This is a genomic window from Streptomyces sp. NPDC058052, assembly GCF_042885515.1.
GTDB lineage: Bacteria > Actinomycetota > Actinomycetes > Streptomycetales > Streptomycetaceae > Streptomyces.
Map to the genome: position 1 here is coordinate 1 of NZ_JBHVRX010000055.1, position 25460 is coordinate 25460.

Here is a 25460-nt window from a genome sequence, read left to right on the forward strand (position 1 = left end):
CAGCACCCGGAGAAGCCGGGTGCGCGCCCCTTCGGCGTGCCGGGGTGCGGTCAGCCGATCGGCAGGCCGGCCAGCGGCAGGCCGCCGAGGAGACCGGTGGCGGCACCGAGCGGGGTGGCGCCGAGGGCGCCGGTGGCCGCGTCGGTCGGCAGGTTCTGGGTGGCCTGGCCGGCCGCCGCGGGGAGGGTCTTGACGCCCTGGTCGACTCCCTGGCCGAGCGCGCCCTGACCGGCGGCGAGGGACTCGCCGGCGCCGTCGGGGAGCGTGGTGAGACCGTCGCCCAGCGGGGCGAGCTGGGTCACGGAGCCCAGCGCGTCGGCGCCGTCGAGCGGTGCCGGGAGCGGGGCCGCGGAGGCCGTGCCGGCGGCGGCAGCGGCGAATGCGGCGCCGAGGGCGGCGACACCGAGCTTCTTGGCGGCAGACTGCTTCATCTGAGGATCTTCCTTGGGCTTGGGGGCTGAGCTTCGGGACATCGCGCAATGAAATCCGGAACTATGGAATCCGGACATGCAGAGCAGCTCCGCAAACTAACCGTCCCGACTCCGCTCCGCAATCACCCGACGACCGCCGGGTGTCGCGCCCTCCCGGCGGCTCCGGGGCCCTCCGTCCCCCTTTTCTCAGCTCTCGCGACCGGAAGACGCGCTGGTCGTGGCGGTCTGCCGGAAAAGCCATTCGGATTTCAGTTCGGCATATCCGGGCTTGATCACGTCATTGATCATGGCGAGTCGTTCATCGAAAGGAATGAACGCTGATTTCATCGCATTGACCGTGAACCACTGGAGATCGTCGAGCGTGTAGTCGAAAGTGTCGACCAGGAGCTCGAATTCCCGGCTCATACTGGTGCCGCTCATCAGCCGGTTGTCGGTGTTCACCGTCGCCCGGAAGTGGAGCTTGCGGAGCAGCCCGATGGGGTGCTCGGCGTACGAGGCGGCGGCGCCGGTCTGGAGGTTGGAGGTGGGGCACATCTCCAGCGGGATCCGCTTGTCGCGGACGTACGCGGCGAGCCGGCCGAGCCGCACCTCGCCGTCCTCGCCGACCTCGATGTCGTCGATGATCCGGACGCCGTGGCCGAGCCGGTCGGCGCCGCACCACTGGAGGGCCTGCCAGATGGAGGGAAGGCCGAACGCCTCGCCGGCGTGGATGGTGAAGTGGTTGTTCTCCCGCTTGAGGTACTCGAAGGCGTCGAGGTGGCGGGTGGGCGGGTAGCCGGCCTCGGCGCCCGCGATGTCGAAGCCGACGACGCCGTCGTCCCGGTAGCGGTTGGCGAGCTCCGCGATCTCCAGGGCGCGGGCCGCGTGCCGCATGGCGGTGAGCAGGGCGCCGACCCGGATCCGGTGCCCGTTGGCCCGGGCCCGCCGCTCGCCCTCCCGGAAGCCCTCGTTGACCGCCTCGACCACCTGCTCCAGGGTCAGGCCGGCCTCCAGGTGCTGCTCGGGGGCGTACCGCACCTCGGCGTAGACGACGCCGTCCTCGGCGAGGTCCACGGCGCACTCGGCGGCGACGCGGAAGAGCGCCTCGCGGCTCTGCATGACGGCGCAGGTGTGCGCGAAGGTCTCCAGGTAGCGCTCCAGGGAGCCGGAGTCGGCGGCCTCGCGGAACCAGATGCCGAGCTTGTCGGGTTCGGTCTCGGGCAGCTTCGAGTAGCCCTGCTCGCGGGCGAGTTCGATGATCGTGCCGGGGCGCAGTCCGCCGTCGAGGTGGTCGTGGAGCAGCACCTTCGGGGCACGGCGGATCTGGTCCGCGGTGGGGACGTGGGATGTCTGGCTCGTCATTGCCGCACTCTAGCCCCTACGCGCGTAGAACGCGCCTTGTGGCGCCCGGTCCGGAGGGCTTTTTCCGGTGCGCCGCCCGGGCCCGTCCGCCTAGCCTCGGCCCATGACCACGCCCCCGCACGCCACCGAACTGCCCCGCCTCCACCGCTTCCTCGTCGACCACCACCGCCGGCAGGCCGCCCGCACGGCCGACTTCCCCGGCGGCTTCGCCGCGCTCGACGACACCTACGCGCACTCGCACGGCAACAACCACGCGCTGGTCACCGGACCGACCGACCCCGAGGCGCTGCCCGGCCGCCTCGACGCCCTCCTCGGCCACCTCCCCTACCGGCTCCTCCACGTGCTCGACGGCGAGGTCGCCGCCGCCTGCCGGGGGCCGCTGGAACGGGCCGGGTACACGGCCGGAGGCACGTACGTCATGCGGCACACCGGCCCCGTGCCCGCGCACGGCGGGGCCCGGGAGGTGGACCTGGAGGCCCTGCGCGCACCGGTCGCCGCCTCCTGGCGCGGCTTCCTCCCGCAGGCGCCGGACGAGGTGATCGAGCACCTCGTGGAGCGGCGGACGGCCCGGCTGCGCACGGCCCCGGACGTCCGCTTCCTCGCCTCGTACACCGAGGACGGCGAGGTGGCCGCCTGGGCCGACCTCTACCTCGACCCGGAGAGCGGGATCGGGCAGGTCGAGGACCTGGTCGCGGCGGAGGAGCACCGCGGGAAGGGGCACGCCGGACGGGTCCTCGACACGGCGATGCACCTCGCGGACGCGGCCGGCTGCGGGCTGCGCTTCCTGACCGCCGACACCGCGGACTGGCCGCACACCTGGTACGCCCGCCGGGGCTTCACCGCGGTCTCCACCGTCCACGTCTTCGAACGCGCGTAGAGCGGACGGCGGTTCGCTCACCGGACGATACGTAACAGAGACCGCGCGTACGACTGCCGTACACCTCCGCTTCTGAGACTGTTCTGTCATGGCGCAGTACGCACTCGTGGGGACTGCCGACGGCCGGAGACCCCGGCTCGGTCGGCCTGTCGGGGTTTCACGGTCCGCGGCGGCGGTGGGCGGCGTGGCGCTGCTCCTGCCGGACGGGGACCCGGTGTCGGGGCGCCGGGCCTCGGCACGGGCGCACGCCGCCGCACTGCCGCTGGGGCGCGAACTCGCCCGCGCGGGGCGGTCGGAAGGGCTGATCGCCCAGGTGGTGCGCTACCGGGGACGCGGCTGGAACGGCACCGACGCGGAGCTCGCGGCGGACGCCTCCTGGGCGGTCGCCGAGGCGGTCCGGCGCTACGGCGACGTCCCGGTCTGCCTGGTCGGCCACGGGATGGGCGCCCGGGCGGCGCTGCGGGCGGCCGGCCATCCGGCGGTCGGCGCCGTCCTGGCGCTGGCGCCCTGGCTGCCCGAGGACGACGTGGCCGCCGAGCCCGAGCCGGTACGGCAGCTGGTGGGGCGGCGGGTGCTCATCGTGCACGGCACCAACGACGCCCGGACCGACCCCGAGCTGTCCTTCCGCTACGCGGCCCGCGCCAAGAAGACGAACCGCGAGACCTGCCGCTTCGAGGTCCACACGGACGGGCACGGGCTGCGCCAGTACGCCGACGAGGTGCGGGCGCTCGCCGCCGACTTCGTGCTCGGCTCGCTCTTCGCCCGGCCCGTCACCCGGCCGCTGACGGACGCGATGGCCGCCCCGCCGCCGATCGGCCTCCGGATGCCGCTGGCCGCGGGCTTCGGGAGCGGCTCACGCCGGCGCTGAGTCGTCCCGCGGCGGCTGCGCCTCCTTCGGGAGGAGGTGGCCGCGGCGGCTCAGCAGGAACTTCTTGAAGGCGGCCACCGGGGCGGTGTCCGGGTGGCCGTCCAGCCAGGCGACGCCGATCTCGCGGACCGCGCGTGGGGCGGTGACGGTCAGTTCGACGACGCCGGGGCGGGCCACCGCTGGCGGCGGCAGCAGCGCCACCCCGAGGCCGGCCGCGACCAGACCGCGCAGGGTCTCGGCCTCCTCGCCCTCGAAGGCGATCCGCGGCGTGAACCCGGCCTCCGCGCAGAGGTCGTCGGTGATGCGGCGGAGGCCGTAGCCGGGCTCCAGGGTCACGAAGGTCTCCTCGGCGGCCTCGGCCAGCCGGATGCGGCGGCGGCCGGCCAGCCGGTGGTCGTCGGGGACGACGAGCCGCAGCCGCTGCTCGTCGAGGCGGCGGCCGACCAGGTCGGGGGCGTCCGGCACCGGCGAGGTCAGGCAGAGGTCGAGCTCGCCGGCCCGGAGCCGTTCGATCATCGCCTCGCCGTAGTTCTGGACGAGGGTGAAGCGGACCTTCGGATGGTCCACCCGGAAGGCCCGGATCAGGGCGGGCACGGTCTCCGAGCCCATGGTGTGCAGGAAGCCGAAGGCGACCCGCCCGGCCGTCGGGTCGGCGTCGGCCCGTACGGTGTCGGCGGCCCGCTCGACCTCGGCGAGGGCCCGCTCGGCGGCCGTCAGGAAGCGGCGGCCCGCCGGGGTGAGCGCCACGGTCCGGCCGCGCCGGGCGAACAGCGCGACGCCGAGGTCCTCTTCGAGCCGGACCATCGCCCGCGACAGCGTCGACTGCGGCACGCCCATCTCGGCCGCCGCCCGGGTCACATGCTCGTGCCGGGCGACCGCGGCGAAGTACGCGAGCCGCGGCGCCAGCAGCAGCCCCATGTCTTCTTCGTTACTGTTCGGTGACAGCCGAGGCTGTGACCTGTACTCATGCGCCACGGGAACGATTACAGCAGATCCGTGCATTGGACGCATGAAGCGGAGCGTCCTACGTTCGAGACATGCCTTCCGCCAGTACCAAGGCGGACGCGACACCCGCGTCCGCCGACACCCGCCTCGCCCCGGGCGCCCCCGGCCACCGCCGGATGAGCCTCGCGCTCTTCGCCGCCGGTCTCGCCGCCTTCGCCCTCCTCTACTCCACCCAGGCCCTCCTCCCGGCGATCTCCGCCGAGTTCGGCGCCACCGCCTCGGCCGCCTCCTGGACCGTCTCCGCCGCGACCGGCGCGCTCGCCCTGTGCGTGCTGCCGCTCAGCGCGCTGTCGGAGCGCTTCGGCCGGCGCACGATGATGACGGCCTCCCTCACGGTCGCGGTCGGCGTGTCGCTCCTGGTGCCCTTCGCGCCCAGCCTGGAGGTCCTGATCGCGCTGCGGGCGCTGCAGGGCGCGGCACTGGCCGGACTGCCGGCCTCGGCGATGGCGTACCTGGCCGAGGAGGTGCGGCCCCGGGCGCTGGTCGGCGCCATCGGCCTCTTCGTCGCGGGCAACTCGATCGGCGGCATGAGCGGCCGGATCGTCACCGGCTGGGTCGCGCAGATGTGGGGCTGGCGGGCAGGTCTGGCCGCCGTCGGCCTGACCTCCCTGCTGTGCGCGCTCGCCTTCCGGGCGCTGCTCCCGAAGGCCCGGCACTTCACCCCCGGCACCCTGGACCCTCGGGCGCTCGCCGCCACCGTGCGGACCCACCTGTCGGACCCGCTGCTGCTGCGCCTGTACGGGATCGGCGCGCTCTTCATGACGGTCTTCGGCGCCGTGTACACGGTGATCGGCTACCGGCTGGCGGAGGCCCCGTTCTCGCTGCCGCAGGGCGTGGTCGGCTCGATCTTCCTCGTCTACCTGGTCGGCACGGTCTCCTCGGCGGCGGCCGGGAAGCTGGTCGGCCGGCTCGGCCGGCGCGGCGCCCTCTACCTGGCGGTCTCCACCACCACGGCGGGCCTGCTGCTCTCGCTCTCCGACTCCCTCGCGTCGGTCCTGGCGGGCCTGGTCCTCATCACGGCCGGCTTCTTCGCGGGCCACGCGGTGGCGTCCTCCTCGGTGAGCCGGACCGCGAGGACCGGCCGCGCGCAGGCGTCGGCGCTCTATCAGTCCGCCTACTACCTGGGCTCCAGCGCGGGCGGCACGCTCGGCGCGATCGCCTTCCACGCGGGCGGCTGGGCCGGGACGGTCGTGATCGGTCTGGTGGCGGTGCTCGGCGTCGTCTCGATCACCCTGTACGGGTCGCACAGCGCGCGCGTCGAGGCCCGCAGGATCCACCCGGTGACGGCCTGAGCACGTCTGTGTGACCGTACGGTCACGGCTCCCTTCCCGGTGCAACTGATGGGCTCCCCCGCCCGTCCCTCATGTCAGGACTCTAGGGGGAGTTGACGATCATGAACCGATTCGCGAACCGTGCGGGGAAGAGAGCCGGCATAGCCGCCGGCCTCACCTCGCTGCTCGTTCCGGCCGCCCTCGTGCTGGGCGCGTCGCCGGCCCAGGCCGCGTCGTGCAACGTCACGACGGGCCCGTACCAGAAGCAGGTCGAGAAGTTCCTCGGCCGCACCGTCGACGGGCGCCAGTCGCTCGGCGACTGCCAGGCCGTCCAGGCGTTCCAGCGCAAGCACGGCATCACGCCGGCCGTGGGCTACGCGGGACCGCTGACCTGGCGCACCATGAACACGATGATCCAGCAGAAGGCGGCCGGGACCAACCCGAACAAGGCCGGCAAGTGTCCGACCAACAAGGGCCGGATCGCCTGCGTGGACCTCACCCGCCAGCTCAGCTGGATCCAGGACGGCTCGCGCCTCAAGTACGGCCCGGTGCCGGTGCGCACCGGCAAGGACGGCACCGAGACCCGTACCGGCCTGAAGAAGATCTACTGGCGGAACATCAACCACTGGTCGACGCTCTACAACGTCTCGATGCCGTACTCGCAGTTCTTCGACGGCGGCCAGGCGTTCCACTCCACGACCAAGTCCATGTGGAACCCGCCCGGTTCCGGCGGCTGCGTCAACATGCGCTCGGCCGACGCCAAGGCGTACTGGAACCTGCTGCGCAACGGCGACGACGTCTACGTCTACGGACGGAAGCCGGGAACCTGACCTCCGCTGTCGGTGCGCTGCGGTAGCTTCGCTCCCACCGGCACCGACCGGTGCCGGTGAGGGGTGAGTGGGGTGTGACCCGATGAGCGAAGCCGCGGCGGCGACGACCGAGGATCTCGACAAGTACCGCAGGGAGCTGACCGGTTACTGCTACCGGATGCTCGGTTCCTCCTTCGAGGCGGAGGACGCGGTGCAGGACACGATGGTGCGGGCCTGGAAGGCCCTGGACTCCTTCGAGGGACGGTCGTCCCTGCGGTCCTGGCTCTACCGGATCGCCACCAACGTCTGCCTCGACGCCCTCAACGCGGGCAACAAGCGGGCCCGGCCCATGGACCTCTCCGGGCCGACGCCCGTCGCACAGGCGCAGCTCGTCAAGCAGCCGGAGATCACCTGGCTGGAGCCCATCCCGGACGGGCGCGTGATGCCCACCGCCGGCGACCCCGCGGAGGCGGCGCTCCACCGGGAGACCGTGCGGCTCGCCTTCGTCGCCGCGCTCCAGCACCTGGCGCCCAAGCAGCGGGCCGTGCTCATCCTGCGCGAGGTGCTCGCCTGGAGGGCGAGCGAGGTCGCCGAGCTGCTCGACACCTCCGTCGCCTCGGTGAACAGCGCGCTCCAGCGGGCCCGGGCGACCATCGCCGAGCAGGCCCCCGCCGAGTCCGACGCGGCGAACCCGCTCGACGAGGAGCAGCAGGCGCTCCTGGAGCGGTACGTGGCCGCGTTCGAGGGCTACGACATGAAGGCGCTGACCGCGCTCCTCCACGAGGACGCGACCATGACCATGCCGCCGTTCGACCTGTGGCTCCAGGGCCACGAGAACATCGTCGGCTGGATGCTCGGCGTCGGCGACGTCTGCCGCGGCTCGAAGCTGGTGCCCACGGTCGCCAACGGCTCGCCGGCCTTCGCGCACTACCACCCGGACCCGGAGGGCGGTTACAGCCCGTGGGCCCTGATCGTCCTGGAGCTGCGGGACGGCAGGGTGGCGGGGATGGACTTCTTCCTGGACACCCCGCGCTGGTTCCCGCTCTTCGACCTGCCGGAGCGGCTGGAGGCGTAGCTCAGAGCACCTCGTCCAGGCCGGTGAGGCGGAGCAGGGCCGTGAGCTCGGGTCCTGCTCCGCGGAAGGCGATCCGGTGGCCCGCCCGCCGGGCCGCGAGCGACAGGCGGGCCAGGGCGTCGACGGCCGCGAGGCCGCGCGCCTCCGCGTCGACCCGGCACCGCACCTCCCCGGGCGGGGCGGCGGCCAGCTCGGCGCAGAGACGCTCGACCTCCTCGCGGGTGGGCGCGGCGGGCAGGCTCATGACGAGGGGCTGGCTGATGTCCACGAGGGGGTGACCGCCGGAGGGCGGGAAAGTCATCGCGCTAGGCTCGCGATCATGACTTCTCACCCCGTCGAACTGGTGATCTTCGACTGTGACGGCGTTCTGGTGGACAGCGAGCGGCTCTACTGCCGGGTGGACCGGGAGGTCTTCGCCGAGCTGGGCGCCGACTTCACCGAGGCGGAGCTCGTCGAGCACTTCGTGGGCTCCCCGCACGAGATCTGGACGGCCCTCGTCGAGGAGCGCCGGGGCCGCCCCCTGGAGCCGGGCTGGCAGGAGCCGTACCGCGTCCGGTACGAGTCGGTGCTGGACGCCGAGCTGACGGCGGTCGAGGGGGTCACGGAGGTGCTGGACGCGCTGGAGGTCCCGTACTGCCTCGCCTCCAACGGCAGCCACGCCGAGATCCGCCGCAACCTGACGCGCACCGGCCTGCTGGACCGCTTCGACGGCCGGATCTTCAGCGCCCGTGACGTCGCCCGCGGCAAGCCGGCCCCGGACCTCTTCCTGCACGCCGCCGCCACGACGGGCGTCCCGCCGGAGCGCTGCGCGGTGGTGGAGGACAGCCCCTACGGCGTGCGCGCGGCCCGCGCGGCGGGCATGCGCGCGTACGGCTACACGGGCGGCCTGACCCCGGCGCACCGGCTGGAGGGCCCGGACACCGTGGTCTTCGAGGACATGCGGAAGCTGGCGGGGCTGCTGGCCCGCTGACCGCGCGAGCGCGTGAGGGCCCGGCGCGGGTGCGCCGGGCCCTCACGCGTGCGGCCGTCCGTCAGGCGATGCGGTCCAGGACGATCGGGGTCGCCGTGAACTCCGTGCCCGCCGGGGCGATGTCCCAGGCGCCCTCCAGGGAGCCCAGGGCGTAGTCGAACTTCTCCGGGGTGTCCGTGTGCAGGGTCAGCAGCGGCTGGCCCGCCGTGACCGTGTCACCGGGCTTGGCGTGGAGCTCGACGCCCGCGCCGGCCTGCACCGGGTCCTCCTTGCGGGCGCGGCCGGCGCCGAGGCGCCAGGCGGCGATGCCGATGTCGTACGCGTCGAGGCGGGTCAGGACGCCCGAGGACGGGGCCGTGACGACGTGCTGCTCGCGGGCGACCGGGAGGGTGGCGTCCGGGTCGCCGCCCTGGGCCGCGATCATCCGGCGCCAGACGTCCATCGCGGAGCCGTCCCGGAGGGCCTTCGCCGGGTCGGCGTCCTTGATGCCGGCCGCGGCCAGCATCTCGGCCGCGAGGGCGACCGTCAGGTCGACGACGTCCCGCGGGCCGCCGCCGGCCAGGACCTCGACCGACTCGCGGACCTCCAGGGCGTTGCCCGCGGTGAGGCCGAGCGGGGTGGACATGTCGGTGAGGAGCGCGACCGTCCTCACGCCGCTGTCGGTGCCGAGCGCGACCATGGTGGAGGCCAGCTCGCGGGCGTCCTCGATGGTCTTCATGAAGGCGCCGGTGCCGACCTTGACGTCGAGGACGAGGGAGCCGGTGCCCTCGGCGATCTTCTTCGACATGATCGAGGAGGCGATGAGCGGGATCGCCTCGACGGTGCCGGTGACGTCGCGGAGCGCGTACAGCTTCTTGTCCGCCGGGGCGAGGCCGTCGCCGGCCGCGCAGATGACGGCGCCGGTGGTGTCGAGGACGTGCAGCATCTCCTCGTTGGAGAGCAGGGCGCGCCAGCCGGGGATGGACTCCAGCTTGTCGAGGGTGCCGCCGGTGTGGCCGAGGCCGCGGCCGGAGAGCTGCGGGACGGCCGCGCCGCAGGCTGCGACGAGCGGGGCGAGCGGGAGGGTGATCTTGTCGCCGACGCCGCCGGTGGAGTGCTTGTCGGCGGTGGGGCGGGAGAGGGCGTCGAAGTTCATGCGCTCGCCGGAGGCGATCATGGCCGCCGTCCAGCGGGCGATCTCGTCGCGGTTCATGCCGTTGAGCAGGATCGCCATGGCCAGGGCGGACATCTGCTCGTCGGCGACCACGCCGCGGGTGTAGGCGTCGATGACCCAGTCGATCTGCTCGGGGCTCAGCTCGCCCTTGTCCCGCTTGGTCCTGATGACGGAGATGACGTCCATGTCGTGGTGCCTCTTTCTACGCGCATAGAGGGGGGAACGGGAGGAGCGGCCCCTCCATCGTGCCGGAAGGGCCGCTCCGAGGTGCTACTTGGCGAGGTGGTCCGGGCCGAACGCCTGCGGCAGCATCTCCGCCAGGGTCAGGAGCCCGGCGGGCGTCTCCAGGACGAGGCCGGGGCCGCCGAACTCGTACAGGAGCTGCCGGCACCGGCCGCAGGGGACGAGCGACTCGCCGCGGCCGTCCACGCACACGAAGTGGGTGAGCCGGCCGCCGCCGGTGGCCTGGAGCTGCGAGACCAGGCCGCACTCGGCGCAGAGGCCGAGCCCGAAGGAGGCGTTCTCCACGTTGCAGCCGGAGACCGTCCGCCCGTCCTCGACGCGGGCGGCCGCGCCGACCGGGTAGCCCGAGTACGGGGCGTACGCGCGGGACATCGCCTCGCGCGCCGCGACCCGCAGGGCCTCCCAGCCGGCCTCGGGCAGGGCGGTCGTCACTTGCCCTGGCCCTTCCGGTAGGGCAGGCCGTCCGCCTTCGGCATCCTCAGCCGCTGTGCGGACAGGGCCAGCACGAGCAGGGTGGTGATGTACGGGGCGGCGTCGACGAACTGGCTCGGGACCTGGTCGGTCAGCGCGTACCAGAGGAAGAAGCCGACCGCGAAGACCGCGGAGACCACGGCGGGCACGTACTTCTTCTTGTACAGCTGCCAGGCGGCGGCGAGCACCAGGAGGATCGCGACGAGCAGCAGCAGCGCGTGGACGTTCTCGGCGCCGCCGCGGATCTTGAGGCTGTCGGTGAAGCCGAAGAGGCCGGCGCCGAGCGCCATGCCGCCGGGCATCCAGTTGCCGAAGATCATGGCGGCGAGACCGATGTAGCCGCGGCCGCCGGTCTGGCCCTCCTGGTAGATGCCGGTGGCGACGATCGCGAGGAAGGCGCCGCCGAGGCCGGCGAGGGCGCCGGACATGGTGACCGCGATGTACTTGTACTTGTAGACGTTGACGCCGAGGGACTCGGCGGCGACCGGGTTCTCGCCGCAGGAGCGGAGCCGCAGGCCGAAGGCGGTGCGCCACAGCACCCACCAGGTGGCCGGGATCAGCAGGATCGCGACGACGGTGAGCAGCGACAGCTCGGTGACCAGACCGCCGAGGATGCCGGCGACGTCCGAGATCAGGAACCAGTGCTTCTGCTGGATGTCGATCAACCACTCCGACAGCCAGTCGATGGTGATGGTGTCGATCGGATCGATGCGCGGGGACTGCTTGGAGGAGCCGCCCTCGGCCTCGCCGAACGTGAAGTTCGACAGGTACATCGTGAAGCCGGCCGCGAGGATGTTGATGGCCACACCGGAGACGATGTGGTTCACGTTGAAGGTGACCGTGATGATCGCGTGCAGCAGGCCGCCGAGCGCGCCTCCGAGGAGGCCGAAGAGGACGCCCACCCAGGGGCCCCACTGGTAGCCGGCCCAGGCACCGAACCAGGTGCCCAGGATCATCATGCCTTCGAGACCGATGTTGACCACGCCCGCGCGCTCGGCCCACAGGCCGCCCAGGCCGGCCATGCCGATCGGGACGGCGAGCCGGAGCGCGCCGGAGACCTGGCCGACGGAGGTCAGGTCGTCGGCGCCGGAGACGACGCGGACGAGGGAGAAGAGGACGAGGCCGGCCGCGACGATCAGCAGGATCCAGGGCCAGGTGAGCTTGCGGCGCCCGGTCTTCCTGGGAGCTGCGCTCGGCTTGGCGACGGTTCCGGTGCTCATGCCGAGACCTCCTTGTCGGTCTTGATGGCGCCGCCGGCGGCGAGCTCCTCGCCGACCTTCTGCTGCTGGCGGCGGGTGCCGTAACGGCGGACGAGCTCGTAGGAGACGACCACGGCGATCACGATGATGCCCTGCATGATCTGCGTGATCTCCTTCGGGTAGCCCTCGACGTCGAGCGACGAGGACGCCTTGTCGAGGAACGCGAAGAGCAGCGCGGCGAAGAGGATGCCGACCGGGTTGTTCCGGCCGAGCAGCGCGATCGTGATGGCGGTGAAGCCGACGCCGACCGGGAACGAGAGGCTGTACGTGTGGGTGTCGCCGAGCAGCGTGGGCATGCCCGAGAGGCCGGCGAGGCCACCGGAGATGAGCATCGAGGTGAGGATCATCTTCTTGGCGTCGACACCGCTGGCCTGGGCCGCCGACTCGCTCTCGCCGGTGGCGCGCAGGTCGAAGCCGAAGCGGGTGCGGTTGAGGACGAACCAGTAGACGACGCCGAGGGCGAGCGCGACGAAGGTGAAGCCGTAGATCTCGCCGTTGCCCTGGCCCATGTCGATGCCGGGGAACCAGCCGGACTCGGCGATCTCACCGGTGGTGAGGTCGTTGGAGCCCTCGGGCTGGACGCCGAGGTTCTTCGGCAGGATCAGCCAGGCGATCAGGGAGGTCGCGATGGCGTTGAGCATGATCGTCGAGACGACCTCGGAGACGCCCCGGGTGGTCTTGAGGATGCCGGCGATGCCGGCCCAGAAGGCGCCGGTGAGGATCGCGACGACCACGATCAGCAGGATGTGCAGCGGGCCGGGCAGCTCGACGGAGGCGCCGACCACGGCCGAGACCATCGCGGCGAGGCGGTACTGGCCGTCGACGCCGATGTTGAAGAGGTTCATCCGGAAGCCGATGGCGACGGCCAGGGCTGCCAGGTAGTAGATCCCCGTCTGGTTGACGATCAGGACCTGGATGTCCGCGTACCCGGCGTTCTCGATCATCAGCTGGATCGGCTCGATCGGGTCGAGGCCCGTCGCGAGCAGCACCAGCATGGTGAGGACGAACGAGGAGACCAGCGCGAGCACCGGGCCGGCGGCCCCGATGATCAGCTTGTCCTTGTCGATCTTCTTCATCGGGCGTCACCGTCTTCGGACTGCTCGGTGCCTTCGAGGTGGCCGGTGGCCGCGCCGGTCATGGCGGAGCCCAGCTCCTCGGGCGTGATGGTGGCGGGGTCCGCGTCCGCGACGAGCTTGCCGCGGTACATGACCCGGAGGGTGTCGGAGAGGCCGATCAGCTCGTCGAGGTCGGCGGAGATCAGCAGGACCGCCAGGCCCTCGCGGCGGGCGTCCCGGATCGCGTCCCAGATCTGCGCCTGCGCGCCGACGTCCACACCGCGGGTGGGGTGGGCGGCGATCAGGAACTTCGGGCTGTGGCTCATCTCGCGGCCGACGATCAGCTTCTGCTGGTTGCCGCCGGAGAGGGAGGCCGCGGTCACGTCGATGCCCGGGGTGCGGACGTCGTACTCGCGGACGATCCGCTCGGTGTCCTTGCGGGCGGCCTTCGGGTCGAGGATGCCGCGCCGGGAGTTGGGCGCCTCGGTGACGTGGCCGAGGATGCGGTTCTCCCAGAGGGGGGCCTCCAGGAGCAGGCCGTGGCGGTGCCGGTCCTCGGGGATGTAGCCGATGCCGCCCTCGCGGCGCTTGCGCACGGAGACCTTGGAGATGTCCTCGCCGTCGAGCGTGATGACGCCCGCGTCGGGGGTGGCCATGCCCATCAGGGCCTCGATGAGCTCGGTCTGGCCGTTGCCCTCGACGCCGGCGATGCCGAGGATCTCGCCCTTGTGGATGGTGAGCGAGATGTCGTCGAGGAGCTTGCGGCCGGCCGCGACCTCCTGGACGACCGTCGTGCTCGACGGGTCCGCGGGGGCGGCGGTGGTGAGCGGGGCTCCGGTGGCGCCGCCCTCCAGGAGGGTGAGGTTCTCGACCCGGAGCATGGCGACGTCGGTGACGGTCGACTCGCGGGTCTCCGGGGAGGGCAGCTCGCTGCCGACCATCAGCTCGGCGAGCTGCTTGGTGGTGGCGGTCTTCGGGTCGGCGGTGCCGACGGTGGTGCCGCGCCGGATGACGGTGATGTCGTCGGCGACCTTCAGGACCTCGCCCAGCTTGTGCGAGATGAAGATGACGGTGAGGCCCTCGGCCTTGAGCTCGCGCAGGTTGTCGAAGAGCGCGTCGACCTCCTGCGGGACGAGGACCGCGGTCGGCTCGTCGAGGATGAGGATCTTCGCACCGCGGTAGAGCACCTTGAGGATCTCGACGCGCTGCCGGTCGGCGACGCCGAGGTCCTCGACGAGGACGTCGGGGCGGACGCCGAGGCCGTACGCGTCGGAGATCTCCTGGATCTTCTTGCGGGCCTTGGCACCGATGCCGTACAGCTTCTCGCCGCCGAGGACGACGTTCTCCAGGACGGTGAGGTTGTCGGCGAGCATGAAGTGCTGGTGCACCATGCCGATGCCGCGCGCGATGGCGTCACCGGGGCTGGAGAAGGTGACCTGCTCCCCGTCGATGGCGATGGTGCCCTCGTCCGGCTTCTGCATGCCGTAGAGGATCTTCATGAGGGTCGACTTGCCGGCACCGTTCTCACCGATGAGGGCATGGACGGTGCCCTTGCGGACGGTGATCGCGATGTCCTTGTTGGCGACGACGCCGGGGAAGCGCTTGGTGATGCCGTGGAGTTCCACGGCGGGGGGGCTGGACGCGTTGATGACGCACTCTCCTTGGCCGAAAGGAGTGGGAGCGGAGGGCAGGGCGGGGCGAAGTTATCGTGCCGGTGCGACATCTACACGCGTAGCGCTGCCGAAAAGTGAAAACCCGTACGGGAATGGGGCCGGGGCCCGGTCCCGGTGGGAGTCCCACCGGGGCCGGGCCCGCGGGCAACTGGTCGTGACCTGCGCGCCTTACGGGGCGGTCTTGACCGTGATCTTGCCGTCGATGATGTCCTTCTTCGCCTTCTCCACCGCGGCGATCAGGTCCGTCATGGACTTGTACTTCGGGTTGGAGTCGGCCAGGGCGACACCGTCGGTGGCGAGGCCGTAGCGGACCTCACCGGTCTGCGGCTTGCCGTCCTTGACCGACTTGATCAGGTTGTAGACGGAGTCCGAGACGTCCTTGGTGACCGAGGTCAGGATCGCGTCCTTGTACTCGGCGAGACCGGCCTGGTTGTACTGGTCGGAGTCGACGCCGATGGCCCACTTGCCGGCCTTGGACGCGGCCTCGATCGCGCCGGAACCGGCGAGACCGGCGGCGGCGTAGATCACGTCGGCGCCCTTGTCGAGCTGGCCCTCCGCGGCGGCCTTGCCGAGGTCGGGCTTGGCGAAGCCGTCGAAGTTCGGCGGCTGGGTCAGGTACTGGGTGAGCACCTTCGCCTTGGGGTTGGTGTCCTTGACGCCCTGGACGTAGCCGGCCTCGAACTTCTTGATCAGCGGGACCTCGACACCGCCGATGAAGCCGACCGTGCCGGACTTGGACGCCTTGGCGGCGGCGACGCCGGCCAGGTAGGAGCCCTGCTCCTCGTTGAACACCATGTTGGCGATGTTCTTGCCGGTCACCGAGGTGTCGTCGATGATGCCGAAGGTCGTGTCGGGGAACTGCGCGGCGACCTTCTTGATGGCCGGGGCGTAGGCGAAGCCGACGCCGATGACCGGGTTGTTGCCGGCGCGGGCCAGCGAGGTGAGGCGCTGCACCTTGTCGGCGTCGCCCTCGCCGGACGAGGGCTCGGCCTCGGAGCCGTCGATGTCGAGCTCGTCCTCGGCCTTCTTCAGACCCGCGTAGGCGGCGTCGTTGAAGGACTGGTCACCGCGGCCGCCGATGTCGTACGCGATGGCGGCCTTGGCGGCCTTCGAGTCGGTACCGGAGCCGCCCTCGGAGGAGGACTTGCCGCAGGCGGTCGCGGAGAGCGCGAGCGCCGCGGAGGCGATGCCCACGGTGGTGATCCTGGTGATCCGGCGCAAGAGGAGGGTCCCTTCAAGACTGACCGAAAGCGCCTCTTCCGGCGCTGGCTTTGCGGCGATCGTAACGCGCGTAGATGTCAGTTAAAGACCCGTTCATGAGTCGTTACCGTATCGACGCGAACCCACAGGCCACAGTACCTGTACACACTTCGCGATCAAGGCGCAACCCCGTGTCATCAGCCGAGATGAGCGGCGGGGAAAAAGAAGGGCACCGCTCCCCCGCCGGCGGTGCGGGGGAGCGGTGCCCTGGGCCGGCCGGGTCAGTCGGCGTCGATCAGCGCGGCGGCGGTGAAGAGCTCCACGGCGGTCTCGATGCACCGCTCGTCGACGTCGAAGTCGCCCGCGTGGAGGTCGCGGACGCGCGGGTCTCCGGGGGTGCGGACGCCGAGCCGGGCCATCGCGCCGGGGACGTGCTCCAGGTACCAGGAGAAGTCCTCGCCGCCGAGGCTCTGCTCGGTGTCCTCGACCGAGTCGACCCCGCGGCGGGCGGTCATCGCGTCCCGGAGCAGTTCCACGATCACCGGGTCGTTCACGACCGGGGGGACGCCCCGGACGTAGTTCACGGTGGACTTGGCGCGGTGCAGGGTGGCGATCTCGTCGACGGCGGCGTGCACCAGGTCGGGCGCGTCGCGCCAGGCGGGCAGGTCGAGGCAGCGGACGGTGCCGGAGAGCTCGGCGTGCTGCGGGATGACGTTGGGCGCGTGACCGGCCTCGATCCGGCCCCAGGTGACCGAGAGGCCGGAGCGGGCGTCGACACGGCGGGCGAGCACGGCCGGCACGTCGGTGGCGATCCGGGCGGCGGCGGTCACCAGGTCGGTGGTGAGGTGCGGGCGGGCGGTGTGGCCGCCGGGGCCGTCGAGGGTGATCTCCAGCCGGTCGCACGCGGAGGTGATGGGGCCGGTGCGGATCCCGATCCTGCCCGCGTCGACCTTCGGGTCGCAGTGGACGGCGATGATCCGGCCGACGCCGTCGAGGACGCCGGCCGCGACCGCGTCGGCGGCGCCGCCGGGCAGCACCTCCTCGGCGGGCTGGAAGATCAGCCGCACCGGGCGGGGCAGCCGGCCCTCGCGCTCCAGCCCGGCGAGGACCAGTCCGGCGCCGAGGACGGTGGTGGTGTGCACGTCGTGGCCGCAGGCGTGGGCGCGGTTGGGCACGGTGGAGCGGTACGCGACGGTCTTGGCGTCCGGGATGGGCAGGGCGTCGAGGTCCGCGCGGACGGCGAGCATGGGGCGCCCGCCGTCCCAGGTGCCGATGTCACAGATGAGGCCCGTGCCGCCCGGGAGGACGCGCGGCGCCAGGCCGGCCGCCTCCAGGCGGGCCTTGAGCGCGGCGGTGGTACGGAACTCCTGGTTTCCGAGCTCCGGGTGCATGTGCAAGTCCCTGCGGAAGGCGATCAGTTCGTCGCGCAGGGCGGAGGACAGCGTTCCGGGCAGGGTGAAGGATCCGGGCTCACGGGTCTTCAACTGGTTCACCCTTTGAAGGGTAGGCCCATCCGGTGATCAACTGCCCGTTGATCACGAAAAGTTCAGCCCCTTAGGGGAAAGAATCTCGGTTTGCCGTGCATGGGACACGCTCCGTATGGGTATGGTCACCCGAATTCGAGCCGATCGACCGCGGAACCGGTCCGGTGGGTGAGCCGGTCCGCTCCCGACGCCGTCCCGGCGACGCCCGCGAGGAAGCCCTGGGCCCGCGGCGAGGCCGTGGCCCGCAGCCACTCGGGCTCGATCTCGCAGACCGCCACCTTCACCCCCGTGCCCGCCAGGGCCAGCGGCAGGGTGTGCACGACGGTGGACGGGAAGCTGACGATGGTGGCGCCGATCGGGCCGCGCCGGGCGATCAGCTCCAGCGGCAGATCGGGCCGGACCACCTGGAGGCCGGTCTCGACCGCGACCCGGTGCAGCTTCTCCGGGGTCTCGCGGCGGTGGGCGAAGTAGCGGGTGGCGCCGTGGGTGCGGGCCAGCTGCCCGACCACCCGGAGGTAGTGCTCCGCGTCGACCACACCGGTCTCGACGAGCGAGGTGCCCACGAGGTCGGCGCCGCCGGTGAGCGCGGGCGGCCCGAAGCGGTCCCGGGTCCACGCGTACGTGTTCTCGGTGACCTCGGTGCCGGGCGGCGCCTGCACGGGCAGCGAGGTGAAGATCTCGACGCTCCGGCCGGGCCCGGGGGCCAGCCGGCGGCGGGCCAGCGAGGTCACCGGGGCGAGGACCAGCTCGCGCGGCCCGAGGTCGCCCTTGCGGTGCCAGCGGACCAGCCGCTCCCCGCCCGCCAGCTGGGCGGCGAACTCCATGGTCGCGGTGCCGTCGTCGACGACCGTGACGTGCCGCGGGCCGAAGAGGGTGAGCAGCAGCTGGACGTAACGGGAGAACGGGTCGCCGACGATCACGCGCCCGGCGGCGCGCAGCGGCCCGCCCAGCTCCCGCAGGGTCCGCACGAGCGCGCCGCGCCCGGCCCGCGCCTCCTGCCAGTGCACGGCGAACCCCTCGTCGCGGGCGAGCTGGGCCATCCGGCGCAGCTGGCCCCGCGACATGGGGTCGGTCGGCGAGAGGACGACGATCCGGAGATCGCCGGCGGCGGAGGCGCCGGCCCCCGTGCCGTGCGCGGCGCGGGGCGCCGCGGCGTCCGGCGCGGGTGCCGGGCCGGCATCCCGCGCCGGGTCGGGTCCCCCCTGCTCGGGCGGGGCCGGGAGCCCGGGGGAGGGTGCGGGCGCGGGGGCCCCGGCCGCGGCCGGGGCGGAGGCCCGGCCGCGTGCGTGCGCCCACTCCAGGACGTTCAGGAGCTGGACGGGACTCTCCACGAACGCCAGTCGGCCGGTCATACGGTGACGGGCTCCTGGACGCGGCGGAGCTTCTTCATCGGGCCGAGCTCCGACTCGTACACCTTCTTCACGCCGTCGCCGAGCGCGGTCTCGATGGTGCGGATGTCGCGGACGAGGCGCTCCAGGCCCTGCGGCTCGACGGAGGCGGCCTGGTCCGAGCCCCACATGGCGCGGTCGAGGGTGATGTGGCGCTCGACGAAGGTGGCGCCGAGGGCGACGGCGGCCAGCGTGGTCTGGAGGCCGGTCTCGTGGCCGGAGTAGCCGATCGGGACGTTCGGGTACTCCTCCTGGAGCGTCTGGATGACGCGCAGGTTCAGCTCCTCGGCCTTGGCCGGGTAGGTGGAGGTGGCGTGGCAGAGCAGGATGTTGTCGCTGCCCAGGACCTCGACCGCGTGGCGGATCTGCTTCGGCGTCGACATGCCGGTGGAGAGGATGACGGTGCGGCCGGTGGCGCGCAGCTCGCGCAGCAGCTCGTCGTCGGTGAGGGAGGCCGAGGCGACCTTGTGGGCGGGGACGTCGAACTTCTCCAGGAAGGCGACGGCCTCGGTGTCCCACGGGGAGGCGAACCAGTCGATGCCGCGCTCGCGGCAGTGCTCGTCGATCTGGCGGTACTCGTCCTCGCCGAACTCCACGCGGTGGCGGTAGTCGATGTACGTCATCCGGCCCCAGGGGGTGTCGCGCTCGATGTCCCACTGGTCGCGCGGGGTGCAGATCTCGGGGGTGCGCTTCTGGAACTTGACGGCGTCGCAGCCGGCCTCGGCGGCCACGTCGATCAGCTTGAAGGCGTTCTCGAGGTCGCCGTTGTGGTTGATGCCGATCTCGCCGCAGATGTAGACGGGCTGACCGGGACCGGCGGTCTTCGGGCCGAGGGTGCGCAGACGGGTGCTCATGGTGGTGCTTCCTTTTGCTTGCGGGGCGGTTTACGAGAGGGGTGCGAGCGGGCTCGCGGGTGAGGTGGGGGTGTTCAGCTCGGGTCCGAGGAGCCAGGCGGCGATCTCGCGGATCGCTCCGAAGCCGCCCGGGGTGACGGTGACCGCGCGGGCCGCGGCCCGGACGGAGTCGTGGGCGCTGCTCACCGCGACGGGCCAGCCGACGAGGTGGAAGCAGGGCAGGTCGTTGACGTCGTTGCCGGCGTAGAGGACGCGCGCGGGGTCGATGGACTCGGCCTCGCACCACTCCTTGAGGGCGAGGTCCTTGCGGTCGATGCCGTGCAGGACCGGGATCCTCAGCTTCCGGGCGCGGGCGGCGACGACGGGGTTCTGCTCGGTGGAGAGGATGAGGACGGGCAGGCCGGCGCGGCGCAGGGCCGCGATGCCGAGTCCGTCGCCGCGGTGGGCGGAGACGAACTCGCGGCCCTCCGAGTCGAGGTGGACCCGGTCGTCGGTCTGGGTGCCGTCGAAGTCGAGGACGACCGCGTCGACGTCGGCGAAGCCGGGCGTCACCGGCTCGTCGAGGAGCGGCGCGAGGGCCTTGGCGCGGGCCAGGTCGTGCGGGTCGTCGATCTCCAGGACGCGGGCCGGGTCGGTGACGACGAGGGCGGTGCGGCCGAAGAAGCGGTGCCCGTGGGTACGGAATCCGGCCGCGTCCATCGCGTAGACGGCGCCGGTCTCCAGGTACTCGGGCTCGCGGTCCTGGCGGCGCGGGCGGTGGGCCTTGTCGTGGTTGACACCGGTGGCGCCGTCGGGGGTCTCGCGCCACAGGAAGCCGTGCGAGGGGGCCGCGGTGAAGGCGGTGTCGGCGGCGCCGGAGGTGATCCGGGCGACGGCCTCGGCGACCTCCCCCGAGGTGAGGAAGGGGCTGGTGCACTGGACGAGGAGGACCACGTCGGCGGTGCGGCCGTGGGTGGCCTCGAAGGCGTCCAGGGCGTGCAGGACGGCGGCCTCGCTGGTGGCGGTGTCGCCGGCGATCGCGGCCGGGCGCCGCACGGCCTCGGCGCCGGAGGAGCGGGCTCCGGCGGCGATGGCCGGGTCGTCGGTGGAGACGACGACGTCGGTGACGCCGACGGCGCCGAGGCAGGCCCGGACGGCCCGGCCGACCAGCGGGATCCCGGCGACCGGGGCGAGGTTCTTGGCGGGGACGCCCTTGGAGCCGCCCCGTGCGGGGATGACGGCGAGCACGGTGGGGCTCGGCTTCTTCGTGGGCATCACAGTTCTCCCAGGCGTCGGACGACGGGGGCCACGCGCTGGACGCCGTGGCGGTAGGCGCCGCGCGCCGCCTCGCGGACGATCCGGCGCAGTCCGCTGTCGCGGACCGGGGGCGCGGTGACGTCCAGGCGGTGGCGGGCGAGGATCCCCGGCAGGTAGCCGGGGGCCGTCTCCGCGGTGTAGTAGGGGCTGATCGGGGGCTGTTCGGGCAGCGCGAGGAGCTTCGCGACCCGTTCGCGCGCGGCGTCGAAGGCGGAGTCGTACCCGCCGTCGGACGCCACGCCCTGCCGGGCCAGCCACTCCTCGTCGGGTTCGGGCGCCTCGCCCCGGTCGAGCCGGTCGAAGGAGGTGAGGAGGCCGGAGCCGATGAAGTGGTGGTTGCCGTTGACCTCGCGGACCCCGCAGTCGGTGAGGATCGCGGTGGGGATCCGGCGGTGCAGGGCCTCCAGGGCGGCGGTGGAGGAGACGGTGACCAGCAGGTCGGTGCGGTCCAGGACCTCGCCCATGTGCCCGTAGACCAGGCGGAAGTTGGCGGGCGGGTCCAGATCGCGCACCAGCCGCTGGTACGGGTGCTCCTCCAGGTGCGTGGTGTGCTCGCCGGGCTTGGAGCGGAGCTTGAGGAGGACCTCGCGCTCCGGGTGCAGCCGGGCGTGCCGGACCAGCCGTTCCAGGACGTACGCCCGCTCGGCCCGGGTGACCGGTACGGACGGCTGGGCGGCGAACACCAGGGTGTCGCGGCCCTCTTCGGGGCGGTGCGGGGCGCCGCCGAGGAACGGCAGCGCGGCCTCGACGACCGACTCGGCGTCCGCGCCGACCCCTTCGTACACGGCGCGGAAGCGGTCCGCGTCGTGGCGGGAGTTGGCGAGGACCACGTCGGCGCCGTGGCGGAGCAGCAGGCCGTCGGCGAGCTTCTCGTAGACCACGCCGACGTATCCGGTGACGATCACCGGCCGGCGGTCGAGGCCGAGGTCGGCGAGGCCCTGGAGGACGGCCCGGACGGTGCCGCCGACCAGCGCGAGGACGACGACGTCGTACCGCTCGCCGCGCGCCTCCGCGTCCCGCACCTCGCGCAGGAACTCCGCTCCGGTCACCTCGCGCGGGGCGGCCGTGGAGGCGCCCGTCTCGGCGAGCTGGCGGGCGGTGGGGGTGGCCCGGCCGCGGAGGACGAAACCGGTCGGTTCGGCGTCGGCCGCGGTGATGCGGCGCGCGGTGAGCGCACCCCATTTCCACCGGGTGTCGGAATCCGCGAGTACGGCGATCCGTACCGCTTCACTGGAACTTGCTGGCACGTCGAGGACGCTAGAAGGGCATTCCGGTCTACGGCCCAACTGAGCCGCAACAAACGGTGAACAGCACCTCTCCGTGATCTGAAGCGGCCCGGGATTCAGCCGTTGGACGGCCCGAAATCCCCTTGGGTAAAGGCGGTTAATGAGCCCGCCGCTTCGTGTTCACCGAAAATCCCCCGGCCGGTCGGCGGAGCGGCCGGGCGGGCGCCTAGCGTCGGCCGCGTGGTCAAGCTCTCCGTCGTCGTGCCGTTCTTCAACGTGCAGACATACGCCTCCGACACCCTCGCCAGTCTGCGCGCCAACGCCCGCGACGACTTCGAGTTCCTCCTCGTCGACGACCGCTCGTCCGACGACACCCCGGAGATCCTCGAACGGGCCGTACGCGACCTGCCCGGCGCCGTCCTGATCCGGCACGAGCGGAACGAGGGCCTGGCGACCGCCCGCAACACCGGCCTCGACGCCGCCCGCGGCGAGTTCGTCACCTTCCTCGACGGGGACGACTGGCTCTCCCCCGGCTACTACGGGCGCCTGGTCACGGCCGCCGAGGGCCTGGGGTGCGACTTCCTGCGCACCGACCACACCTCGGTCACCGGCCGCGCCCGCTCGGTCCGCCGGGTGCCCGTCCCGCGCCGCGGGGAGGTCCTGGACCCGCGCGAGGCGATCCTCCCCGCCCACCGCACCACCTCCGTCGACTACCCCTTCGCCTGGGCCGGGATCTACCACCGCCGGCTCCTCGACCGGGGCCTGCTGCACTTCCCGCACGGCCTGCGCACCGCCGAGGACCGGCCGTGGATCTGGCGGCTGCACCGCGAGGCGAAGTCCTTCGCCGCCGTCGGCGAACTCGGCGTCTTCTACCGGCGCGGAGTGGCGACCTCGCTCACCCAGATCGGCGACGTCCGGCAATTGGATTTCATCCGCGCATTCGACCAGGTGATCGAGGAGACCGCACGGGACGCGGAGGCGGACCGCTTTCTCCCGAAAGCCGTCCGCACCTATTGCGCGGTGATCGCCCATCACGTCGGATCCATCGAGAAGTTCGAACCGGACGTGGCCCGGCAGCTGAAGGCGATGAGCGCGGGCGCGCTCCGCCGGATGCCGCAGGACGTCCTCGACCAGGCGCTGACCGCGATGGGCGGCGAGCGGGCCACGGTGCTGCGCAAGCTGCGCCGCCGCCGCCCGGCACCGCCGCCGCCGGCCCCGCCGGGCGGCCGCGGCCCCGCCGGCACGACCCCTTCGGAGGTGGCCGCGTGAGCACGGCCCGTACGACCCAGATCTTCGCCGCGTCCACCCTGTACGGCGCGGTCACCCTGGCCGCCGCCATAGACAGCGGCTGCTTCGACAGCGCCGCCCGCCGGATCCTCCTCGTCACCGACAACGCGCCCGTCCCGGAGACCACCCCGGCCTTCGACGAGGCCGAGGGCTTCGGCCGGATCCGCGACCGCTTCGACGAGGTGGTGTCCTGGAACGAGACCATCTCCCCGCTCCATCCCGGCGGCTGGACCCCGCGCGGCCAGGACGTGCCGATGCTCCAGCGCCACCTCCACAAGCTGTGGGGGCTCGGCGACGACCGGGTCGAGCTGGTCCTGGAGTCCATCCAGGTCACCCCCGCCCTCGCCATCGCCCACCTCCTCCCCGAGGCGGCGATCACCGTCTACGCGGACGGCCTGATGAGCTACGGGCCGACCCGCAACAAGATCGACCCGCTGATCGGCGGCCGCGCCGCCCGCCTCCTCCACCTCGACCTGGTGCCGGGCCTGCGTCCGCTGTTGCTGGGCGAGTTCGGCGCGGTGCCGGAGACCGTCCCCGTGGAGGCGTTCACGAAGGCCGTCGGAGAACTCGCCGGCACCGACGCGCCCGCCGCCGGCGGCGAGGGCCCCGCCCTGCTCCTCGGCCAGTACCTGGCCGCGCTCCACCTGATGACGGCCGCCGAGGAGGAGGAGCTGCACCTGAGCATGGTGCGCGGGGCGGTCGCCCGCGGCCACCGGCACCTCGTCTTCAAGCCGCACCCCACCGCCCCCGACTCCTGGACGGCCTCGCTGGCCGAGGAGGCGGACCGGCTCGGCGCCCGGCTCACCGTGGAGACCCGCCCGGTCCTCGCCGAGGTGCTCTACCGGGAGCTGCGGCCCGCGCTGGTCGTCGGCTGCTTCTCGACGGCGCTGATGACCGCCCGCACCTTCTACGGGCTGCCGGTCGCCCGGGTCGGGACCCGGGAACTGCTCCAGCGGCTCACCCCGTTCCAGAACAGCAACCGGATCCCGCTGACGGTGGTCGACGCGGTCGTGCCGCCGCTGACCCCCGGCCCGGACGACGAGGAGCCGGTGACGGACGCCGCCCGCCTCGACGACCTGGTCGCCGCGGTCGGCTTCGCGATGCAGCCGAACATACGGGCCGACCTGCGGGAGGCCGCCGTGCGCCACCTGTCGGGGCCGTACGCCGAGCGCACCCGGCACCACTTCACCCGCCGCCGGCTCACCGTCCTGGACCTCCCGGGCGGCCTGCCGGTCCCCCGGCACCCGAGGGTGCGCCGGCTGGCGCGCCGGGCGCTGCGGCTGCGCAAGGCGCTGAAGAGGTAGCCGCCGCGAGCCGGAGGGGCCCGGGACCTGTGCGGTGGTCCCGGGCCCCTCCGTCACGACCGGCGGCGGGTCAGGCGCGGACGATCGGCTCCTGGAGCTCGGTGACCCAGCCGGCCGGGTCGGCCGGGCACTCCAGGTACAGCTCGCGGGCGTAGCCGGCGGAGGCGTGGCCGTTGACGTCGATCCAGGAGGCGAGGGCCTGCGCGGCCGGCAGGACGCCGTCCATGGAACCCCGGTGGACGACGGTCGCCGCCTCCTCGATGCCGGGCAGCACGTGCACGAGCACGCCCTCGGCCTCGGTGCCCTCGGGCACGGTCATGCCGGCGTGCACGACGATCGAGCCGTCGCCCTTCCCGGCGTCCTCGTAGTACGCGATCCCCGGCCCGAAGCCGGTGACGCCGGCGGCCTCCAGGCGGCCGCACAGCCGCTCGTACAGCGGCCCGATGACGGGCGTGATGTTCTCCGGCTCGAAGCCGGCGGCGACCGCGCTCAGCTCGGCGATCCGGACGGCGGGGATCTTCTTGACGACGACGTCCTGCGTGGACATGCGTCCCTCGCTCTCGATGGCTCGGAGCCTCGCGCCGACCTGGGCGAGCCGGGCCCGCGCCGCTTCCAGGGCCGCTTCCAGCTCGGCCTGGCGCAGCCTCAGCATCCCGCGCAGCTCCTCCGCGCCGATCTCGTCGCCGAGGATGGCCCCCACCTGGTCCAGGGTGAAGCCGAGGTCCTTGAGCGCGATGACGCGGTTGAGCCGGGCGAGCTGGTCCGCCGTGTAGTGGCGGTAGCCGCTGTGCGGGTCGACGTGGGCCGGGCGCAGCAGTCCGATGGCGTCGTAGTGACGCAGCATCCGGACCGACACCCGCCCGTGCCGGGCGAAGTCTCCGATGGTGAACATGACGCCCCCTACGGAACGGCCTCACACG

Annotated in this window: 24 protein-coding genes; 8 read left to right on the forward strand and 16 right to left on the reverse strand. The window is 72.6% G+C overall.

Going from position 1 to position 25460, the window contains the following annotated elements; all coding sequences use genetic code 11:
* Positions 1-50: 50 nt before the first annotated feature.
* Positions 51-431, reverse strand: coding sequence for a hypothetical protein (locus tag ACFVU3_RS38560; RefSeq protein WP_390073462.1), 381 nt, complete (start codon positions 429-431; stop codon positions 51-53).
* A 186-nt stretch (positions 432-617) separates the two neighbouring features.
* On the reverse strand, positions 618-1772 hold the full coding sequence (locus tag ACFVU3_RS38565; RefSeq protein WP_390073463.1) for an adenosine deaminase: 1155 nt from the start codon (positions 1770-1772) through the stop codon (positions 618-620).
* 103 nt (positions 1773-1875) lie between these two features.
* On the opposite strand from ACFVU3_RS38565, the gene ACFVU3_RS38570 reads away from it, so the two are divergent.
* Together ACFVU3_RS38570 and ACFVU3_RS38575 are read left to right on the forward strand one after the other, a co-directional pair.
* Complete coding sequence (locus ACFVU3_RS38570) at positions 1876-2649, forward strand: GNAT family N-acetyltransferase (RefSeq protein ID WP_390073464.1); 774 nt, start codon at positions 1876-1878, stop codon at positions 2647-2649.
* An 88-nt stretch (positions 2650-2737) separates the two neighbouring features.
* Complete coding sequence (locus tag ACFVU3_RS38575) at positions 2738-3517, forward strand: alpha/beta hydrolase (protein WP_390073465.1); 780 nt, start codon at positions 2738-2740, stop codon at positions 3515-3517.
* Here ACFVU3_RS38575 and ACFVU3_RS38580 read toward each other — a convergent pair.
* Entirely contained in the window at positions 3503-4492 is a 990-nt protein-coding gene (locus ACFVU3_RS38580; RefSeq protein WP_390073466.1) for a LysR family transcriptional regulator, read from the reverse strand. The genes ACFVU3_RS38575 and ACFVU3_RS38580 overlap by 15 nt on opposite strands.
* Positions 4493-4554: 62 nt before the next feature.
* Between ACFVU3_RS38580 and ACFVU3_RS38585 the strand changes: the two genes are divergently transcribed.
* From ACFVU3_RS38585 to ACFVU3_RS38595, 3 genes are all read left to right on the forward strand, one after another.
* Entirely contained in the window at positions 4555-5814 is a 1260-nt protein-coding gene (locus tag ACFVU3_RS38585) for an MFS transporter (protein WP_390073467.1), read from the forward strand.
* Positions 5815-5915: 101 nt separating this feature from the next.
* On the forward strand, positions 5916-6623 hold the full coding sequence (locus tag ACFVU3_RS38590) for a L,D-transpeptidase family protein (protein WP_390073468.1): 708 nt from the start codon (positions 5916-5918) through the stop codon (positions 6621-6623).
* Between the two features lie 82 nt (positions 6624-6705).
* The gene (locus tag ACFVU3_RS38595; RefSeq protein WP_390073469.1) at positions 6706-7677 is read left to right on the forward strand and encodes a sigma-70 family RNA polymerase sigma factor; all 972 of its coding nucleotides are present in this window, start codon (positions 6706-6708) and stop codon (positions 7675-7677) included.
* 1 nt (position 7678) lies between these two features.
* Here ACFVU3_RS38595 and ACFVU3_RS38600 read toward each other — a convergent pair whose 3' ends face one another.
* Positions 7679-7978 carry an STAS domain-containing protein gene (locus ACFVU3_RS38600; protein ID WP_390073470.1) on the reverse strand — a complete coding sequence of 100 codons (300 nt, stop codon included), beginning with the start codon at positions 7976-7978 and terminating at the stop codon, positions 7679-7681.
* 18 nt (positions 7979-7996) lie between these two features.
* Here ACFVU3_RS38600 and ACFVU3_RS38605 point away from each other — a divergent pair, with 18 nt between their 5' ends.
* Positions 7997-8647, forward strand: a complete 651-nt coding sequence (locus tag ACFVU3_RS38605) for an HAD family hydrolase (RefSeq protein ID WP_390073471.1) — start codon at positions 7997-7999, stop codon at positions 8645-8647.
* Between the two features lie 61 nt (positions 8648-8708).
* Here the strand turns inward: ACFVU3_RS38605 and ACFVU3_RS38610 are convergent, their stop codons facing one another.
* From ACFVU3_RS38610 to ACFVU3_RS38660, 11 genes are all read right to left on the reverse strand, one after another.
* A complete protein-coding gene (locus tag ACFVU3_RS38610; protein WP_390073472.1) occupies positions 8709-9986 on the reverse strand; it encodes a thymidine phosphorylase in 1278 nt (425 codons plus the stop codon).
* 84 nt (positions 9987-10070) lie between these two features.
* Entirely contained in the window at positions 10071-10475 is a 405-nt protein-coding gene (locus ACFVU3_RS38615; protein ID WP_390073473.1) for a cytidine deaminase, read from the reverse strand.
* Entirely contained in the window at positions 10472-11734 is a 1263-nt protein-coding gene (locus tag ACFVU3_RS38620; protein ID WP_390073474.1) for an ABC transporter permease, read from the reverse strand. Before ACFVU3_RS38620 ends, ACFVU3_RS38615 begins: the two co-directional genes overlap by 4 nt.
* Entirely contained in the window at positions 11731-12849 is a 1119-nt protein-coding gene (locus ACFVU3_RS38625; protein ID WP_390073475.1) for an ABC transporter permease, read from the reverse strand. The genes ACFVU3_RS38620 and ACFVU3_RS38625 overlap by 4 nt, the downstream gene beginning before the upstream one ends.
* A complete protein-coding gene (locus ACFVU3_RS38630; protein WP_390073476.1) occupies positions 12846-14453 on the reverse strand; it encodes an ABC transporter ATP-binding protein in 1608 nt (535 codons plus the stop codon). The genes ACFVU3_RS38625 and ACFVU3_RS38630 overlap by 4 nt, the downstream gene beginning before the upstream one ends.
* A gap of 216 nt (positions 14454-14669) precedes the next feature.
* Positions 14670-15722: a BMP family protein gene (locus tag ACFVU3_RS38635; protein WP_390073477.1), complete on the reverse strand. Its 1053-nt coding sequence runs from the start codon at positions 15720-15722 to the stop codon at positions 14670-14672.
* Between the two features lie 260 nt (positions 15723-15982).
* Complete coding sequence (locus ACFVU3_RS38640) at positions 15983-17194, reverse strand: amidohydrolase (RefSeq protein WP_390073478.1); 1212 nt, start codon at positions 17192-17194, stop codon at positions 15983-15985.
* A 116-nt stretch (positions 17195-17310) separates the two neighbouring features.
* Entirely contained in the window at positions 17311-18537 is a 1227-nt protein-coding gene (locus tag ACFVU3_RS38645; protein WP_390073479.1) for a hypothetical protein, read from the reverse strand.
* Entirely contained in the window at positions 18534-19427 is an 894-nt protein-coding gene (locus ACFVU3_RS38650; protein ID WP_390073480.1) for an N-acetylneuraminate synthase family protein, read from the reverse strand. The genes ACFVU3_RS38645 and ACFVU3_RS38650 overlap by 4 nt, the downstream gene beginning before the upstream one ends.
* A gap of 30 nt (positions 19428-19457) precedes the next feature.
* Positions 19458-20681, reverse strand: a complete 1224-nt coding sequence (locus ACFVU3_RS38655) for a cytidylyltransferase domain-containing protein (RefSeq protein WP_390073481.1) — start codon at positions 20679-20681, stop codon at positions 19458-19460.
* Entirely contained in the window at positions 20681-21970 is a 1290-nt protein-coding gene (locus tag ACFVU3_RS38660) for a DUF6716 putative glycosyltransferase (RefSeq protein WP_390073482.1), read from the reverse strand. Before ACFVU3_RS38660 ends, ACFVU3_RS38655 begins: the two co-directional genes overlap by 1 nt.
* 219 nt (positions 21971-22189) lie before the next feature.
* On the opposite strand from ACFVU3_RS38660, the gene ACFVU3_RS38665 reads away from it, so the two are divergent.
* Both ACFVU3_RS38665 and ACFVU3_RS38670 read left to right on the forward strand, forming a co-directional pair.
* Positions 22190-23218, forward strand: a complete 1029-nt coding sequence (locus ACFVU3_RS38665; RefSeq protein WP_390073483.1) for a glycosyltransferase family 2 protein — start codon at positions 22190-22192, stop codon at positions 23216-23218.
* Positions 23215-24540 (forward strand): polysialyltransferase family glycosyltransferase, encoded by a 1326-nt coding sequence (locus ACFVU3_RS38670; protein ID WP_390073484.1) that lies wholly within the window; start codon positions 23215-23217, stop codon positions 24538-24540. The genes ACFVU3_RS38665 and ACFVU3_RS38670 overlap by 4 nt, the downstream gene beginning before the upstream one ends.
* A gap of 70 nt (positions 24541-24610) precedes the next feature.
* Here the strand turns inward: ACFVU3_RS38670 and ACFVU3_RS38675 are convergent, their stop codons facing one another.
* Positions 24611-25432: a MerR family transcriptional regulator gene (locus ACFVU3_RS38675; protein ID WP_390073485.1), complete on the reverse strand. Its 822-nt coding sequence runs from the start codon at positions 25430-25432 to the stop codon at positions 24611-24613.
* Positions 25433-25460: the final 28 nt, after the last annotated feature.

Bases quoted from the DNA above. Each gene is read 5' to 3' on its own strand.
- ACFVU3_RS38585 (WP_390073467.1), top strand. From the start codon at position 4,555: ATGCCTTCCGCCAGTACCAAGGCGGACGCGACACCCGCGTCCGCCGAC.
- ACFVU3_RS38595 (WP_390073469.1), top strand. From the start codon at position 6,706: ATGAGCGAAGCCGCGGCGGCGACGACCGAGGATCTCGACAAGTACCGC.
- ACFVU3_RS38565 (WP_390073463.1), bottom strand. From the start codon at position 1,772: ATGACGAGCCAGACATCCCACGTCCCCACCGCGGACCAGATCCGCCGT.
- ACFVU3_RS38570 (WP_390073464.1), top strand. From the start codon at position 1,876: ATGACCACGCCCCCGCACGCCACCGAACTGCCCCGCCTCCACCGCTTC.
- ACFVU3_RS38625 (WP_390073475.1), bottom strand. From the start codon at position 12,849: ATGAAGAAGATCGACAAGGACAAGCTGATCATCGGGGCCGCCGGCCCG.
- ACFVU3_RS38675 (WP_390073485.1), bottom strand. From the start codon at position 25,432: ATGTTCACCATCGGAGACTTCGCCCGGCACGGGCGGGTGTCGGTCCGG.
- ACFVU3_RS38655 (WP_390073481.1), bottom strand. From the start codon at position 20,681: ATGCCCACGAAGAAGCCGAGCCCCACCGTGCTCGCCGTCATCCCCGCA.
- ACFVU3_RS38575 (WP_390073465.1), top strand. From the start codon at position 2,738: ATGGCGCAGTACGCACTCGTGGGGACTGCCGACGGCCGGAGACCCCGG.
- ACFVU3_RS38645 (WP_390073479.1), bottom strand. From the start codon at position 18,537: ATGACCGGCCGACTGGCGTTCGTGGAGAGTCCCGTCCAGCTCCTGAAC.
- ACFVU3_RS38560 (WP_390073462.1), bottom strand. From the start codon at position 431: ATGAAGCAGTCTGCCGCCAAGAAGCTCGGTGTCGCCGCCCTCGGCGCC.
- ACFVU3_RS38590 (WP_390073468.1), top strand. From the start codon at position 5,916: ATGAACCGATTCGCGAACCGTGCGGGGAAGAGAGCCGGCATAGCCGCC.
- ACFVU3_RS38600 (WP_390073470.1), bottom strand. From the start codon at position 7,978: ATGACTTTCCCGCCCTCCGGCGGTCACCCCCTCGTGGACATCAGCCAG.
- ACFVU3_RS38650 (WP_390073480.1), bottom strand. From the start codon at position 19,427: ATGAGCACCCGTCTGCGCACCCTCGGCCCGAAGACCGCCGGTCCCGGT.
- ACFVU3_RS38605 (WP_390073471.1), top strand. From the start codon at position 7,997: ATGACTTCTCACCCCGTCGAACTGGTGATCTTCGACTGTGACGGCGTT.
- ACFVU3_RS38610 (WP_390073472.1), bottom strand. From the start codon at position 9,986: ATGGACGTCATCTCCGTCATCAGGACCAAGCGGGACAAGGGCGAGCTG.
- ACFVU3_RS38620 (WP_390073474.1), bottom strand. From the start codon at position 11,734: ATGAGCACCGGAACCGTCGCCAAGCCGAGCGCAGCTCCCAGGAAGACC.